Source organism: Paenarthrobacter sp. TYUT067, from assembly GCF_023656375.1.
Taxonomy (GTDB): Bacteria; Actinomycetota; Actinomycetes; order Actinomycetales; family Micrococcaceae; genus Arthrobacter.
The window spans coordinates 94,975-111,130 of record NZ_JAMOIT010000005.1 but is presented as its reverse complement, the minus strand read 5'-3'; the positions used below and the strand labels follow the sequence as shown (position 1 = coordinate 111,130).

Sequence of the window (16,156 nt, the reverse complement as noted above, 5' to 3'; positions counted from 1 at the left end):
GCCTAACGGGCTTCGTTGGGCTGCGCCGACTCCGCCGCCTTGCGGCCAGCCAGGGGTGCCAGGAAGAAACTGACCACCAGCAGAACCAGGGGTGCCAGCAGCGAATGCAGGATGCCGAAATGTTCAGCCAGCAACCCCAGGAGCGGAGGGCCACACAGGAAGGCACCGTAACCAATGGTGGAAACTACCGATACACGGGCCGCCGCGTGCACTGGATCATCGGCGGCGGCGGACATACCCACCGGGAACCCGAGCGAAGCGCCCAGACCCCACACCGCCAACGCCACGAACGCGAGCCACGGAACCGGAGAAAACACAAAGAGTGAAAGACCCACGACGGCGGTTGCCGAGCACCAGCGCATCACCACCACCCGCCCGAAACGGTCCAGGATGACCGTTCCCGCGAAACGGCCAATGGTCATGAACGTCACAAAGAGCCCATAACCCACAGCGCCAGCGGCATCGGACTGCCCATAACCGTCGGCAAGTGCCAGGGCCACCCAGTCCCCCGCGGCTCCTTCGGCCAATGCCAGGCCAAGGACCAGGACACCGATCAGTAGAGTCCGACGATCACGCCATGCCAAAGCCACGAGTCGCTTGTTGTCCAGCGGGACGGCAGTCTTACGGGCAACCGGCTGAGCGCCGTCCGGCTCGCCGGAGATGATGGGCAGCGGGCCGGTGGAGGGGTCCTGGAAAGTATCGGTCTCTTCAGGGTGGTAGGTCTTTGTCACTGCAGCGGTCTTTTCGGCGCGGAACCAAAAGGTAGCGGTGACCACAGACGCCGTCACTACTACGCCGGAGATCAAAAAATGCCAGAACACCGGCATGTGGATGGCGGCCGCCCAGGCGCCGAAGCCCGCAGCGGCTACCGTTCCGAGGCTGAAGGAACCGTGCAAATGCGGCATGATGTGCCGCTCCAATTCGCGTTCGAGCGAGGCCCCTTCCACGTTGGATGCGGTATTCCAACTGGCCGTACCCAGGCCCAGGATGATCAAGCCTGCCGCCACCACCAAGGGGTTGGCCGCCAAGGAGGTTCCAACACCCACAGTGACAAGGCCCGCCCCCACCATGCTGCTGCCGATCCTCGTGGTCAGCTGAGGACCGAGCCGCAGCACAATCAGGCCCGAAGCCGAGATCGAGATGAAGGACGCCACCGTCATGCACATCAGCAAAAGGCCGATGCCACCCGGCGTGAGATTCAGTCCGTCGCGAATGGCGGGAAGCCGTGAAACCCACGTGGCGAAGGCGATGCCGCTGGCCGCGTAGGAAGCAAGAACAGCGGCGCGCCACCGCGACATTTCGGTCGGAGTGGCGCTCGGTTTGCTGCGATGTTGCCAGGTGTTCGTTAGGTTCAAGAGACCTTCACAACCGCCTGCGATTTCATGAGGACCTTCTGTCCACCCGCAACGACGGTGAGGTCGACGCGCACGGTGCGGGCATCGGCGTCGAGCGCTCCCACAACACCGGTCACGTCAATGACAGCGCCGGCCTCATCGGTGCCAGTGGTATCGGTAACAAGGACGGGCTTGGTGAAGCGGGTCTGGTAATCGACGACGGCGGCAGGGTCCCCGGCCCAGTCGCTCACCAGCTGCACTGCGGCGCCCATGGTGAACATGCCGTGGGCGATGACGCCCGGCAGTTCCACGGAGGTGGCGAAAGATTCGTTCCAGTGGATCGGGTTGAAGTCGCCCGATGCTCCGGCGTACTTCACCAGGTCCTGACGGGTGACGTCAATGCTGCGGGTACCGATTTCCTGGCCGACCGTCAGTTCTTCGAATGTAGGGCTCATGGTTACTGTCCCTCTCCGCGGACCAGGATGGACGAGGTTGTGGTGGCGACCTTCTCGCCGGCTTCGGTGGAAATCTCGGAGCGGGTGGTGATCATGGCTCCCCCGCCCATGGCCCGGACACCGTCAACGTGCAGTTCGGCCACGAGGCGGTCACCGGCAACAATGGCGCGGTGGTGCGTGAAACGCTGATCTGCGTGGACCACGCGGGAGAAATCGATGCCCGACTCGGGATCCTGGACCAGCTGGGCGTCAGCACGCTGGGCGATGATGATGGCAAACGTTGGCGGGGCAACGAGGTCGCTGTGGCCCAAGGCCCTGGCTGCCTCAACATCAAAATGCGCCGGGTTGCCGGCTTTCACAGCCTTGGCGAACTCGCGGATCTTTTCACGGCCGACGTCGTATACCTCTGCGGCAGGGTAGCTACGGCCCTGCAAGTCCGGATTGATACTCATGATCCAACCCTATCGGGCCTTAAGGCCCGCAGGCAGCGCCTTAAGAGGTGAAGGCGTTACTTCTTGTAGCTCTTGCGGATCTTCTGGCCGCGCACCACAAGCCCGGCAACGTGGAGCAACAGCCCGACACCAATGATGGGCAACGAAGCGATGGCCAGGCCTTGGTTCCCTGACGTGTTCCCCACAATGGACAGGACGAGCCCGACGGCAATCAGTCCCATGGCACCGAAAACCAGCACTTTGTACGATGTGGAGGCCGTGGCCCAAAATTGTTCCAGCACCGTCCAAGTCTACGTGGTGCGTTGTGGCCGGGTGTTGCGAGGCCTCCTCTGCACCCTTGGAACCCGAAATACCCTGCAAAGCGGGCCTCGCAACTCGAGGGTCGTTGCCGGGAGGGAACGCTAGAAGAGGGAGTCCTGCAGGGCCGGGATTTCCGTGGTGTGGGGGCCGAACTCGATTTTGCGGCCTTTCAACGCACCCACGTCCGCCACAAAACTGCCCTCCACCTCGGTCCCCGTTGCGTCGGGCAGGGCCGCCAAGGCGATCGCCCCTGACACTGAATGAATCCGCAAACCGTGCCCGCCGCCGTCGAACGTTGCCGGGTAGGGGTGCCGCAAGCCGCCCTGGGCGCGGGCGGTACACAGCGCGTCGGCCAATGCCGGCCGCTCCCACTCTTCCTCCACAACGGCGTAACCTGTCATGGCCAGCCCGCCCAGCAACTCACGCACCCTGCCCGCGTGCTGACGGTACACGGTTGAAAGCTCGACGGCGGCACGCGGCTCCACGAGGCCCGCCACCTTGGCCGCGGAGCGGACTTGCTGGACGAGGCCGAGCTCGCGGGTCACGAGGTCCTCGAGAACGCGAACAACGCGTCCGTCTTCAGCGTGTGCCACATAGGAAGCGTGCACAGCTCCCTGCTCAGCGAGCCGGTTCCATTTTCGGGGCGCAGAGGCAGTCCCCACTTTGGTGGCACCGTTCGCGAACGTGGCCACATAGAGCCAATGAGGCTGCATCAGGTAAGCACGGAGGCCGGTGGGAACGGATGTTCCGCGGTGGAAGTCGTGCATCAGGCGGGAGTCGTCCCGCGCAAAGCAGGCCCCGCATTGCTTTCCACGCTCGGCTGGGGAACCGCTGCGGCACGGAACATGGGTGCGGTCCCCCGGGCCGTGGACCTTCGTGTGCCCAAGGCACCACAAACCCGGGAGAACGCGCAGGCCCAGGGCTGAACCCCGGGCCAACGCCATATCAACGAACTCCTCGTCCAGCGTGAAGATACGCAGCGAAGGGGACGACGAATCCCAAGCGACTCCTTGGACCAGCATCTTTACCTGACCAGCACGCTTACAGGGAAGGCTGGACTCCAAAGGCTACTGCGAGCTTCATGATCTTTTCGGCGCGGCCCAGACGCGGGAGGTCGGAGCCATCGCGGATGACACGGCCGTTGGCCTCAAAGTCGTTCATGAAGTCCGTGGCCCAGGCGACGTCCGACGGCGTGGGGCTGATGACCTCGTTGATCACAGTGGTCTGGTCGATGGCCAGGCAAAGCTTGCCGGTCATGCCCATGGTCACTGTGATGCCGGTCTGCTCACGCAAGATGGGGTGGTTGGTGCCGACGGTGGGACCGTCGATGGGGCCCGGCAGGTTACCTACGCGGCTGGCGACAACGAGCTTTGCACGCGGGTACGCCATGGCCTCCGGGGTGGCTGCCATGCCGGTGTCGCGGCGGAAGTCGCCGGAGCCGAACGCCAGGCGGAAAGCACCCTGCGCGCGGGCAATGTGGTTGGCTTCCTCGATGCCAAGGGCTGACTCAACCAGCGCGATGACGGGGGTCTTGCCATCCATGCGGTGGAAGCTCTCGGTGACCTGGTCTGAGGACTCGGTCTTTGCCAGCATCACGCCGAGCAGGCCGGGGGTGCCGCGCAGGCCGGCGAGGTCATCGGCCCAGAACTTGCTGGTTGCGTCATTGATGCGGACCCAGGCCTTGCCACCGGCGGTCAGCCAGTTGACTACGTTTTCTCGGGCCATGTCCTTCTGCGAAGGGTCAACTGCGTCTTCGATGTCAAGGATGATCGCGTCTGCCCGTGAACCCGCAGATTCGTCAAAAAGCTCCGTTTTCATGGCATTCACAAGGAGCCATGAACGGGCGATGTCGGCGGGAATATTGCGGGTAGGCCGAACTGATTCGGCGGCGATGCTAGACGTCATGTATCTACCGTATCCGGCCAGCGCCCTGCACAGCGAAGAATTCCGCCCGCTTGTGAGGATCAATACGAACTAAACCCCATATGACTGTGGGGTCCGGCAGTATGAACGCCCGACGCCGGTACCCGCCAGTCATATCCGGCCCGCCTGTCGCTGTTGTTCATAGGGCTCAACACGGCGTCTTTGTGTCCCAGAGTTGCCGGGAATGGCCCCGGATTTCCTTCCGTTTCGGGCTGTTTCGCAGCGTTTCCGGGCGTTACCGCGGCACTTCCCAGCCGGCGTTGGGATGGGTTTACATCGTTCCCAAGCCGTTGCACGGGTTTGCAAACTCATGCATCAGCCGGCCACCCAACACATCCCAATCCATCGAAAGTAGCTCCCATGAAACTGCACCTGCCCCTGCTGAGCGTCGCGGCCGCCGTCGTACTTGCGCTGACGGTGTCCGGCTGCGGCGGTGCAGCCGAAGCCGGACCTGGCGCGCCAGCCGGTAACGAAGTGAAGGAACTTCGGTATCAAGGCTCCGCTAACAACGTCACCTTTCCTGAACTCGCTGCCGATCTGGGCTACCTCGGGGACCTGAAATTGAACTGGGTGGGAAACACCACCAGCGGCCCGCAGGACATCCAGTCCGCTGCGACCAATCAGACCGATTTTGGCGGCGCGTTCTCCGGAGCGGTGGTCAAGCTGATCGAAGCCGGCGCTCCCGTCAAGGCAGTGACCAACTACTACGGCTCCGACGAGAAGACCTTCAGCGGTTACTACGTCAAGGCCGATAGCACCATCAAGGAACCCCGTGACCTGATCGGCAAGAAGATCGCTGTCAATACTCTGGGCGCACACCACGAAGCCGTCATCAACACCTGGCTGACCAAGAACGGACTCAGTCAGGACGACATCAAGCAGGTTCAGTTGGTCCCGTTGGCGCCGAACGATACTGAGGAAGCCATTCGCCGGGGACAAGTGGACGCCGGAACGCTGGGCGGTGTGCTGCAGGACCGGGCCATTGAGGCCGGCGGACTGAGGTCACTGTTCAGCGACGTGGAGCTGTTCGGAACTTTCGCCGGCGGACAGATCGTGCTCCGCAACGACTTCATCGCAAAGAACCCCACCACCACCCGCACGTTTACCACCGGCGTTGCCAAAGCCATCAAGTGGGCAGCTGAAACACCCCGTGACGAAGTCATTGCCCGCTTCACCAAGATCATCGATAGCCGTGGACGCAATGAGAGCACCGCAAACCTGAAGTTCTGGAAGAGCCCCGGAGTTCCGGACGCCGGGGTCATCACGGACGAAGACTTCACCCGTTGGGAGGCTTGGCTCAGCTCAGCCGGGATCGTCAAGGACAAGCTCTCACCCTCCAAGTACTACACGAACGAGTTCAACGAGCTCGCTGCAGCGAAGAAGGGATAGTTATGACAGCCAAAATCAGTCTCCGGAACGTCACCAAGGAATTCACGGTCCGGGCAACGAAGGACGCGGCAGCTACCCGGCTGACCGCCATCGATTCGCTGAGCCTGGATGTCCGTGACGGCGAGTTCCTCACTTTGGTGGGTCCCAGCGGTTCGGGCAAGACCACGCTCCTGGACCTGCTGGCCGGGCTCTCCACGCCCACCTCCGGCGAGGTATTGGTGGACGGCAAAGCTGTCACCGGTCCGGGCAAGGACCGCGCTGTGGTGTTCCAGCAGTACGCGTTGTTCCCGTGGCGGACGGCCTCTGCCAACGTGTCCATCGGGCTTGAGGGAGCGGGCCCTGACGGCAGGAAACTGAACCGCCGTGAACGGGCTGCCAAAGCAAAGGAATACCTGGCTTTGGTGGGGCTTGCCGGTTTTGAGGACCGCTACCCGCATGAGCTCTCCGGCGGAATGAAGCAGCGCGTGGCCATCGCCCGGAGCCTGGCGTACGAGCCCGATGTGCTGCTGATGGATGAACCGTTTGCTGCGTTGGACGCCCAGACCCGCGAGCAGTTGCAGGACGAACTCCTCCGGATCTGGAAAGCCACGGGCAAGACCATCGTCTTCATCACCCACGGCATCGATGAAGCCGTGTACCTCGGCGAGCGCGTGGCTGTTCTCAGCGCGAGGCCCGGCCGGCTCAAGGAAATCGTGGACATCAACATTCCGGACCGCGACGGCGATGAGGACATCCGCTCTCACCCAGCCTTCGTTGAGCACCGCCACCAGGTATGGACGCTCCTGCACGACGAAGTCCGCCGAGCCCAGGACGCCGGCCACCGCAAAATCCTGCCTGATGGCAGCGCACCGGACGAACAGGCAACCATCACCGAAAGGAGTGCCGCCTGATGACCACCACGCTCACGCAAACAGAAGCCGCGCCCAAGACGGGCTTCGCGCCCGACCCCAGTGCCGCCGTCGAGCATTCCACTACTTCGACGGCAGCGGCAGACGGTACGACGCCGGCACCTGGCCTGGTGCGACGAGTCACCGGGGCGGTGGGGGCGGGTCTGTGGAAGTCCGCCGCGATCCTGGCATTCCTGGCGCTTTGGGAGCTTGGGCCGACGTACCTGGCCAGCCCGTCCACCAGGGTGTTCCTCCCGCCGCTGCACGAAGTGCTGGTGGCCTGGGGCAAGCTTTTCGAAGCCGGGACCATCCAGGGCCACATCGCAGCCAGCCTCACACGCTCAGTTGCCGGTTTCGGCGCTGCCCTGGTGGCGGGTGTCTCGCTGGGCCTGCTTATTGCCTGGTACGGGCGGCTGAACTCGGTCCTAAATCCCTTGCTGGAGCTTTTCCGCAACACCGCCGCGTTGGCTCTGCTTCCGGTGTTCACGCTGCTGCTGGGTATCGGTGAGGAATCCAAGATCAGCATCGTGGCCTACGCTGCGTTCTTCCCGGTGCTCCTGAACACCATTGCCGGCGTCAGGACCGTGGACCCGTTGTTGATCAGGGCCGCGCGTTCTTTGGGGCTCAACAGTTTCCGGCTGTTCCAGAAAGTCATCCTGCCCTCGGCGGTTCCCACCATTTTCACGGGCATCCGCATGGCCGGCACCGCATCCATCCTGGTGTTGATCGCCGCCGAAATGGTGGGAGCCAAGGCCGGCCTGGGTTATCTGATCGTGAATGCACAGAGCAGCTTCCTCATCCCGGACATGTACGCCGGCATCCTCACGGTTTCCTTGCTGGGGCTCGGCGTGAACTTCCTGTTGGTAGCCCTTGAACGGCACTTCTCCCGCTGGCGGACCGCTGTTGGCGCCGCCGCTTCCTAGACCCACCCCGCGGCTCTTGCCGCAACCATCACAACAAGTAAGGAAAGAACCATGACCGTCATTACCGAAACCAAACTCGAGTTCGCAAAGCTCGGCTCCCGCATCGGCGCCGAAATCCGTGGCTTGGACATCAGCGGTGACCTTAGCCACGAAACGGTGGCGCAGATCCGGGCAGCACTGAACGAGCACAAGGCACTGGTGTTCCGCGAGGCCAACATCGTCACAGACGAAGCCCAGGTGAAGTTCGCTTCGCATTTCGGTCCGCTGACCAAGGCACACCCCACTGTGGCCTCCGTGGACGGCGAAGAGAATGTCCTGCCTGTGGACAGCGAGAACGGCTCGGCCAACAACTGGCACACGGACGTCACTTTCGTGGTCAACCCGCCGCAGGCCTCCACGCTGCGCAGCATCGACCTTCCGGCATACGGCGGCGAGACCCTGATCGCGTCCTCGGCCGGCGCATATCAGGACCTGCCCGAGGAGTTGCGCAGCTTCGCAGACAACCTGTGGGCCATTCACACCAACGACTACGACTACTCGGTGCCCAAGAACCTTGAGCACTCCAACGCGGAGGAGCGACGCAAGGAGTTCACCCGGCTGAAGTTCGAAACCGCCCACCCTGTGGTGCGGGTCCACCCGTTGACCGGCGAGCGCGGATTGTTCATTGGGGGCTTCGCGCAGCGGCTTCGGATTGTGGGCTTGTCCAACACTGAGTCAAAGGACATCATCCGTCTGTTGCAGGCTTACGTGACGCGCCCGGAGAATGTGGTCCGGGTGAATTGGGAGCCCAACCAAGTGGTCCTGTTCGACAACCGCATCACCCAGCACTATGCCCCAGACAACTACGATGGCCAGCCGCGCAAACTCAACCGTGTGACCATTGCCGGGGACATCCCGGTGAGCATCGATGGCAAGCCCAGCCAAGCCTTGCAGGGTGACTCGAGCACCTACTCCGTGGTGGCTCCGGCCAGCCCCGCCTCGTAGCTGTGTGTTGCTGTCCGCACCCAACTGAGTCGCAGTTAAGCGCGTTTAGAGAGGTCATAACGCGCACAACTGCGACTCAGTTGGGTTAAAACCGGGGTTAGGGGATGTTGATCCCACGTGCTGCCACCCACAGGCCGTACCACTGGGCGCGGGTCATGGTGGCAGCAACGGAGGCGGCATCGGCACACGCCTTGATGCGCGCAGGGTTGGTGGTGCCCACAACCGGCGAGATCCTGGCGGGGTGCTTCATCAGCCAACCCAGCAGCACCGATTCCGGCGTGGTGCCCTTCTCCCCCGCCAACCGTTCCAGCATGCCCGCCGTTGCCGACTCGGCCGGTGACATCTCCTCAGGCTTCGCACCCGTATAGCGCCCCTGGGCCAGTGAACCGTACCCCTGCAGTTCAATACCCTTCGCCATGCAGTGTTCAAGAGTCCCGTGCGGGAAGCTGTACTCAAGCCCCTCTGCATGGTTGACCAGAACAGTACTTTCCAGCCAGTCCCGGTGCAGCAGGCTCATTTCCAATTGGTTCGCCACAAGGGGCGTCTCCAACTCATCCTGGAGGTAGGCGATCTGGGCGCCGGACATGTTTGACACGCCTACCTGCCGCACCTTGCCTTCGGCCATCAACTGCCCGACGGCGTCCGCCACCTCGCGCGGGTCCATCAACGGATCTGGACGGTGCAGGAGCAACACGTCCACGTAGTCCGTTTGGAGCCGCTTCAAGCTCTGGTTGACCCGTTCAAGGATGGCCTCGCGGGAGAGATCATAATGCGTCTCCAACCCGCGCTCCCCCAGCCGGATCCCGCACTTAGTCTGGAGCTGGATCTTTTCGCGCAGACCCTGCGAACGGGCCAGGACTTCGCCAAAGACAGCCTCGGACTTTCCGCTGCGATAGATATCCGCGTGGTCGAAAAGCCCAATGCCAATTCCCTGCGCGGCTTCGATCACCGCCGCGGCCTGATCAATCTCCGACGCCCCGTAGGACGTGCCGTCCCACGGACCACCGAGTCCCATACAGCCATAGATCAGGCGTCCCCGCCCGTTCGCAGTAGTCATACTTCAGTATTGTCCGCAGGCCCTAGGCGTTGCTGACAATCCACGCCGTGGTGTCTGACGGCAGCTTGCCATCCTCCAGCGGGCCGCTGGTTACCACGATGCTTCCCTCCGGAAGCTCAACGGGCTTGCTGCCGAAGTTGGTGACCGTGTGCCAGCCACCGGGGCGGCTGAAGTGCAGTACGTCCTGGTTGCCGGTCTCCACCCACTGAAGTTCCTCGTCAGTCTGGAGTTCACTGCGCAGGCTCAGTGCCTTCCGGTAAAGCTCCAGTGTGGAGCCTTCCACTCCCTCTTGGGTGGCAACTGCGTAATCCTTGAACCACTCCGGCTGCGGGAGGTGTGCCTTGCCAGCACCGAAACCGAAGGAAGAACCTTCCTCGGTCCACGGCAAGGGCACGCGGCAACCATCCCTGCCAATCTCAACGCCCGGGTTACGGAAGAAGGACGGGTCCTGGCGTTCGGAATCGGGAATTTCCGAGACTTCGCGCAAGCCAAGCTCTTCGCCCTGGTAGAGGTAGGCAGAACCGGGAAGGGCGAGCAGCAGGAGCGTTGCGGCGCGGGCACGACGCAAGCCGAGTTCGACGTCGAGCTCCTCTGCCGGCGCGCCGGCCAGCAGCCAGCCCTTGCCGTCCTGTCCCTTGGGCTCTCCGCCGGTGATGTCCTGGGCCGCGTTTGTTCCTTGCGCCACAGAACCCCCCTTGGGCAAACCGTAGCGCGTGGCGTGGCGGACGACGTCGTGGTTGGAGAAGACCCACGTGGATGAGGCCCCGGACTCCTTGGCGGCTACCAGGTTGTCCGTGATGATTTTCTTGAAGGACGCGGCATCGAAATCGGACTGAAGCAGGTCGAAGTTGAACGCCTGGCCCAGTCCCTCAGGGCTGGCGTAGCGGGCACGGCGGGACTCGTGAACCCAGGCCTCGGCAACGGCAGTGCGCGGCGGGTTGTACTCGTTGAAGAGCTTGCGCCACTCGGCGTAGACCTCGTGCACTTCATCACGGTCCCAGAATGGGTGGGAGCCATCGGTGAAGCCATCCGTACCGTGCGCTTTGGCTTCCAAGTCAGCCTTCATGGGCAGCGGCTCGGACAGGTCCTTGGCCATGCCGTGGGCAACATCGATGCGGAATCCGTCCACGCCGCGATCCGACCAGAAGCGCAGCGTCTTGAGGAAGTCCTCGCGGATCTCCGGGTTCTCCCAGTTGAAGTCCGGCTGCTCCTTGGCGAAGATGTGCAGGTACCACTGGCCGGGAGTGCCGTCGGGTTCAGTGATGCGGTCCCAGATGGGTCCGCCGAAGACAGAGTCCCAGTCCGACGGCGGCAGTTCGCCGTTTTCGCCCCGGCCGTCGCGGAAGATGTAGCGGTCGCGTGCCGCGGAGCCCTTGGGCGAGGCCAGCGCTTCCTTGAACCATTCGTGCCGGTCCGAGGAGTGGTTGGGAACGATGTCCACCACGATCTTGATTCCTGCGGCGTGGAGGGCAGCGGCCATCTCATCGAAGTCCTCAAGGGTGCCCAGCTTGGGGTCCACATTGCGGTAGTCGTCAACGTCGTAGCCGCCGTCCGCGAGCGCCGACGGGTAGAAGGGGCTCAGCCAGACGGCGTCGATCCCCAACTCCTTCAGGTACGGAACTTTGGCCGTGATGCCCTTGATGTCCCCGAGTCCGTCACCGTTCGCGTCGTAGAAGCTGCGCGGGTAGATCTGGTAAACGGCTGCCTGACGCCACCAGTTCGGATCGGCCATGCGGTCTGAATCGGTACGGTGTGCCTGAGTGGCGGAAGTACTCACGAAACTCCTTTGATTTAGAATCTAAATTTATGTCCCGGACCAGTATGAAACGCCCGGAGGTTGAAGGTCAACAGTGCTTAGCCCTTGACGGCACCCTGGGTCACCCCTGCCATGACCCAGCGCTGGGTGAACAAGTACGCAATGATCGCCGGAGCCATCGCCATCAGGTACGACGCGAAGGACACGTGGTAGTTGTTGCTGAATTGGGTCTGGAACAGGTTCTGCCGCACCGGCAGTGTCTGGAGGGACGGGTCCGAGATGATGAGCGAGGGCATCATGAAGTCATTCCACGCGTAGAGGAAGGCGAAGATGCCCACGGTAGCGCTCATCGGCGCCAGGAGCGGGAAAATCAGCTTCCAGAAAGTCTGCCACGTAGTTGCGCCGTCTATCCTGGCGCTTTCTTCGAGTTCCATCGGGATGGAGCGCAGGAAGGCAGTGAAGAGCAGGACGCTGAAGCTCAGCTGGAACATGGTGGCAAGCAGGATGACGCCAAACGGATTATCCAAGCCCAGGCGGCCCGTGAGCTGAATCTGCGGCAGCGCAACTACGGGGAACGGAATGAACATTGCTCCCAGAAGGTAGAAGAACGAGTACCTGAACAGCCGACGCTCCCAGTTGCGCACGATCGCGTACGAGGCGAAGGCAGCCAGGACAATGGTGGCCACCACGGTCCCCGCTGTCACCAGCAAAGACATAGCAGCCCCCACCGGGAAGTTGGTCAGGGTCCAGGCCTGGACAAAGCCCTCAATGCTGAACGGGGCGGGAAAGGAGAAGGCGTTGCCGTCCACGGCTTGCCCCTGGGTCTTGAACGCCATGGAGACCGTGACATACAGGGGAAGCAGCACGGTGACCGCGCACAGGATGAGGATGGTGGTTGCCGGCCAGTTCACGCGTTCGACGGCGGACTCGGACCGGCGCCGGCTCTTTCCGGCGGGCTGGGTGGTGGGCTCGGTGATGGCGAGGGTGGCTTGATTGGTCATCAGAGTGCATTCCGTCCGCGAGTCAGCGAAAGCTGTACGAGAGAGATAACAATGGCTACTACGAAGAAGATCGTGGCGTTGGCCATCTGGTAGGCGTAGTCGCCGCCGTTGAAGCCCGAGATGACGGTCATCGCGATGCTTCGGGTGGACGTGCCCGGGCCACCGTTGGTCAGGCCAACAATGATGTCGTAGGCGTTCAGGAAGCCCTTGAATCCCAGGATGATGTTGATGACCACGTAGCCCGACACCAACGGAAGCGTGATCTTGACCAACTGCTGGAACTTGCTGGCTCCATCGATCTCCGCAGCTTCATAGACGTCGCCCGGCACGGCCACGAGTCCTGCGATATAAATCAGCAGTGCACCCGGCACAGCCTGCCAGGCAGTGACCAACACAATGGCTACCCAGGCGAGGTCCGGGTTTGCCAGCAAGCTGTTCTCCAACCAGGGAATCCCGGCAGCGGCACCCAGGGACGGCAGCGAGTTGGAGAACAGGAAGTTGAAGACATAGGCGATGATGATGCCCGAGACCACCATGGGGATGACGAAAATGGTCCGCAGCGCCGATTTCATCCTGATGCGTGAGGTCAGCCCGACGGCCAGGAGGAACGCCACCACGTTCACGGCGATCACGGTGACGATGGAGAACCCGAACGTGAACAGGTAGCTCTGCAGGATGGCGGGATCGCTGAAAATCGCAATGTAGTTGGTCAGGCCGACAAATTCCCAGTCACCGATTCCGATCGAGTTGGTGAAACTGAAGAAGATGCCGATGATTCCCGGAACGGTGATGGCCAACGTGAAGAGGATGAGGCTGGGGACGAGGAAAAAGTAGAAGATCGGCTCGACCCGGCGCTTGCTGCCCTGCTGCTGACGGCCCTGCTTGGCCGAATCCTGCTTCCGGCCGTCCTGCCCGGACGTGGTGGGGGTGGTGATGATGGACATGATGTTGACTCCCTGCTTCAGCGCTACTGGCGGAAAGCCAGCCGCGCCCAATCTGCGTCGAGGGTGCTAAGGGTGGAGGTGGGGCTGGCGCCGAAAACGAGTGCCTGCGTGTAGTTCATGATCGGGATGGTTTTTGGTACCAGCACTGAAGGACCCTGGTAGACCTGGGCTTGCTCGTAGTACCGCACCATTCCTTCAATCCGGGGGTCGGGGACGTTCGCAGAGTCCTTGGTGGGCGTGAAGCCCAGCTGAGATTTGTTGTAGGCATCGATTACTTCGGGCCGGTAAAGGTACTCGAGAAAGTCCTGCGCGGCCTCCTTGTGCTTGGAGGCCTCCGGGATCCATGCCGCGAGATCCACGTTGACGCGCACGCGCAGGTCCTCGGGGTTCTCGGTCATGGGCAGCGGGAAGGTTCCAAGCTTCAGGTCAGGGGCCGTCTTGGCGATCTCGCTGAAGGCCCACGGACCCTGCAGGTACATGGCAGCCTTGCCCTGGGAGAAGGCCAGGTTGCCGTCGCCGTAGGCCCGGCTTGCAGCATCCTTGTTGACGTACTTCGAGGCCAGTTCCAGCATCTTGCCAACAGGCTTTTCAAAGTCTTTCTGGAAGGACACTGCAGATTTTGGCCCCACGTTGGCGCCTTCGGCGGAAAGCTTGTCAAAGAAGTCCAGCGTGTCCACCTGGCCACCCACCGAGTAGTCGAACCAGCCCTGGGCGATGGTCCAGTCGTCCTTCCACGTGGCGTAGAACGGCGTCACTCCAGCGGCTTTGAGTTGCTCGCATGCTGCGGTCAACTCACTCCAGGTGGTGGGCACCTTGATGTTGTTGGCCGCGAAGATTTCCTTGTTGTAGATGACCGAGGAGGCCATGATCGAGTACGGCAGCGCGCTGGTGCGGTCCGGATAGGTCCCGTATTGGTCCATCAACGGCTGGAGATCTTCCCGGATCTTTGACGCCGCTGCCGTACCGGAGAGATCGCTCAAGGCGCCCCGCTGGACAAAGCGTGAGGTTTCCATGTTGTAGTTCGCCAAGGCGATGTCCGGCGGATTTCCCCGGACGAAGCTCGCGGACACCACATCCACCCCCGAGGTGTCCAGGACAACCTCGGTGTCGTTCTGGGAGGCGTTGTAGTCGGCAACGAGCTTGGTCATGAAGCCAATGGCTTCGCGCTTGCTGAACGTGAAGCGGATGGTTTCCTTGCCCGATTCCCCCGTGCAACCGGAGAGGAGACCGGCCAACAGGGCCAGTCCGAGGGTCATCGCCGCAAGGCGCTTCTTACGCGTAGGTTTCACAGACTCCGTGGTCCTTTCGTCGTGCGGACCGCTGTGGCCGCCGTGCCCGGGAGATCGCTACTGACCAGCCCGAGTTTAGATAGGAGATAAATTTATGACCTATCACTAGTCTGAGTGACGTGCACCACAGGGTCAAGCTTTTGGGCGGAATTGCGTCACAATCTAAATTTATGTACTAAATTTAGAGAGATCGTTCCATCGCTCCCGATGGACGCCCAAGAGTTTGGAGTACCCCATGCTGAGCGGGACTGCACCGTCAACCCAACTGGTACGCCGGGTCAACGCCAGCGCAATGCTCAAGGCCATGCGCGGCGCCGGTGTCCTCACCGGAACCGAGTTGATGGACTCCACCGGACTCTCGCGCGCCACCGTCATATCGATCTGCGATGAACTGGTCCGGCTCGGTTGGCTCCGGGAGTTGGAGAACCAGCGGGGTACCGGGGACTACGTCAAGGGACGCCCGGCCCGCCGCTTCGTGTTCGACGACGACGCGGCCAGCGTCATCGGCATCGACATCGGCGCCACCAAGATCACGGCAATCGTGGCCAACATGGCAGGGGCATCCCTGTCCAGGGTCACCATGCCCTTCCGTGCCTTCAACCTCTCTGCCGATGAACGCGCCGACGTGCTGGACCGCATTGCCGCAGACGCCCTAAAGCAGGCAGGAGTCACTGCGGATTCCGTGCTGGCGGTCGCCGTGGGGGTTGCTGCACCGGTCAGCCGCGACGGCGAAGTCCTCACCGTCCAGGAATTCTGGAGGTCCTTCGACGTCCGCAGGATCGTCGCTGAGCGGCACGGCTGGCATGTCCTCCTGGAAAATGACGCCAACCTGGCCGCCTTGGCCGAACGGTGGCAGGGCACCGCGCAAGGAGTGGACAACCTCGTAGTCATGTTGGCCGGTGACCGCCTGGGCTCGGGCATCCTTGAATCCGGACGCCTGCTCCGCGGCCAGCTCGGAGGCTTCGGTGAACTGGGCTACCTGGACACCGTGGAAGGCGTGGGAGACACCTACGGAATTGCCCACTACGCTGCACGGTGGGGCCGCGAAGCCATGGAAGCCAGCGCCACGACCTCGCTGCACACTCTCTGTGGCGGCCATCCCGAATCCCTAAGCGCCGAGATGGTCTTCGAAGCCGCAGCAGAGGGCGATAACGCCGCGCGAACCGTGCTGGACCGCCTGTCCGAACGCATGGCCCGGGTCATCGGTTCAGTTAGTACGTTGGTGAACCCGGACCTGGTGGTCATAGCCGGGGCCGTGGCGGCCTCGGCCCACACACTGATTCCGGGCATAGAGGAAAAGATGACAGAGTTCACCTTCACTCCCCCGCGCCTGGCAACCTCGCCCCTCGGGGACGGCATTGTCTCCCTCGGCGCAATCCGGCACGCACTGGACTACGTCGAGGAACACGCACTGGATCTCTACCCGGCCTCACTGTCACAGCAAGTGACGGCCAGTTGATTC

Annotated in this window: 16 protein-coding genes; 5 read left to right on the top strand and 11 right to left on the bottom strand. The window is 62.4% G+C overall.

Annotated features, from left to right (window positions below):
- Positions 1-2: 2 nt before the first annotated feature.
- The 6 genes from MOD31_RS06050 to MOD31_RS06025 all read right to left on the bottom strand — a co-directional run bounded on the left by MOD31_RS06050 (position 3) and on the right by MOD31_RS06025 (position 4,446).
- On the bottom strand, positions 3-1,298 hold the full coding sequence (locus tag MOD31_RS06050; protein ID WP_250820116.1) for a sugar MFS transporter: 1,296 nt from the start codon (positions 1,296-1,298) through the stop codon (positions 3-5).
- A gap of 53 nt (positions 1,299-1,351) precedes the next feature.
- Positions 1,352-1,789 (bottom strand): MaoC family dehydratase, encoded by a 438-nt coding sequence (locus MOD31_RS06045; RefSeq protein ID WP_142938325.1) that lies wholly within the window; start codon positions 1,787-1,789, stop codon positions 1,352-1,354.
- Positions 1,790-1,791: 2 nt separating this feature from the next.
- Entirely contained in the window at positions 1,792-2,241 is a 450-nt protein-coding gene (locus tag MOD31_RS06040) for a MaoC family dehydratase N-terminal domain-containing protein (RefSeq protein WP_166839881.1), read from the bottom strand.
- 56 nt (positions 2,242-2,297) lie between these two features.
- Complete coding sequence (locus tag MOD31_RS06035; protein ID WP_166839878.1) at positions 2,298-2,522, bottom strand: DUF3188 domain-containing protein; 225 nt, start codon at positions 2,520-2,522, stop codon at positions 2,298-2,300.
- A 120-nt stretch (positions 2,523-2,642) separates the two neighbouring features.
- Complete coding sequence (locus MOD31_RS06030; RefSeq protein WP_250820115.1) at positions 2,643-3,563, bottom strand: DUF2797 domain-containing protein; 921 nt, start codon at positions 3,561-3,563, stop codon at positions 2,643-2,645.
- Positions 3,564-3,582: 19 nt separating this feature from the next.
- A complete protein-coding gene (locus MOD31_RS06025) occupies positions 3,583-4,446 on the bottom strand; it encodes a CoA ester lyase (protein WP_142938322.1) in 864 nt (287 codons plus the stop codon).
- Between the two features lie 378 nt (positions 4,447-4,824).
- Between MOD31_RS06025 and MOD31_RS06020 the strand changes: the two genes are divergently transcribed.
- From MOD31_RS06020 to MOD31_RS06005, 4 genes are read left to right on the top strand one after another with little or no spacing between them, the layout of a single operon-like run.
- Positions 4,825-5,853, top strand: coding sequence for an ABC transporter substrate-binding protein (locus MOD31_RS06020; RefSeq protein WP_166839874.1), 1,029 nt, complete (start codon positions 4,825-4,827; stop codon positions 5,851-5,853).
- 2 nt (positions 5,854-5,855) lie between these two features.
- Positions 5,856-6,743, top strand: coding sequence for an ABC transporter ATP-binding protein (locus MOD31_RS06015; protein ID WP_250820114.1), 888 nt, complete (start codon positions 5,856-5,858; stop codon positions 6,741-6,743).
- Positions 6,743-7,663 (top strand): ABC transporter permease, encoded by a 921-nt coding sequence (locus tag MOD31_RS06010; protein WP_142938319.1) that lies wholly within the window; start codon positions 6,743-6,745, stop codon positions 7,661-7,663. The genes MOD31_RS06015 and MOD31_RS06010 overlap by 1 nt, the downstream gene beginning before the upstream one ends.
- Before the next feature lie 51 nt (positions 7,664-7,714).
- Positions 7,715-8,647 (top strand): TauD/TfdA family dioxygenase, encoded by a 933-nt coding sequence (locus MOD31_RS06005; RefSeq protein WP_250820113.1) that lies wholly within the window; start codon positions 7,715-7,717, stop codon positions 8,645-8,647.
- A 97-nt stretch (positions 8,648-8,744) separates the two neighbouring features.
- On the opposite strand, the gene MOD31_RS06000 is transcribed toward MOD31_RS06005, so the two are convergent.
- The 5 genes from MOD31_RS06000 to MOD31_RS05980 all read right to left on the bottom strand — a co-directional run bounded on the left by MOD31_RS06000 (position 8,745) and on the right by MOD31_RS05980 (position 14,661).
- A complete protein-coding gene (locus tag MOD31_RS06000; RefSeq protein ID WP_250820112.1) occupies positions 8,745-9,704 on the bottom strand; it encodes an aldo/keto reductase family oxidoreductase in 960 nt (319 codons plus the stop codon).
- A 22-nt stretch (positions 9,705-9,726) separates the two neighbouring features.
- Complete coding sequence (locus tag MOD31_RS05995; RefSeq protein ID WP_142938316.1) at positions 9,727-11,481, bottom strand: glycoside hydrolase family 13 protein; 1,755 nt, start codon at positions 11,479-11,481, stop codon at positions 9,727-9,729.
- Positions 11,482-11,558: 77 nt separating this feature from the next.
- Positions 11,559-12,461 (bottom strand): carbohydrate ABC transporter permease, encoded by a 903-nt coding sequence (locus MOD31_RS05990; protein ID WP_250820111.1) that lies wholly within the window; start codon positions 12,459-12,461, stop codon positions 11,559-11,561.
- Complete coding sequence (locus MOD31_RS05985) at positions 12,461-13,405, bottom strand: carbohydrate ABC transporter permease (protein WP_142938315.1); 945 nt, start codon at positions 13,403-13,405, stop codon at positions 12,461-12,463. Before MOD31_RS05985 ends, MOD31_RS05990 begins: the two co-directional genes overlap by 1 nt.
- A gap of 23 nt (positions 13,406-13,428) precedes the next feature.
- Entirely contained in the window at positions 13,429-14,661 is a 1,233-nt protein-coding gene (locus MOD31_RS05980) for an ABC transporter substrate-binding protein (RefSeq protein ID WP_142938353.1), read from the bottom strand.
- A gap of 268 nt (positions 14,662-14,929) precedes the next feature.
- Between MOD31_RS05980 and MOD31_RS05975 the strand changes: the two genes are divergently transcribed.
- Positions 14,930-16,153 carry an ROK family protein gene (locus MOD31_RS05975; RefSeq protein WP_142938314.1) on the top strand — a complete coding sequence of 408 codons (1,224 nt, stop codon included), beginning with the start codon at positions 14,930-14,932 and terminating at the stop codon, positions 16,151-16,153.
- Positions 16,154-16,156 lie beyond the last annotated feature (3 nt).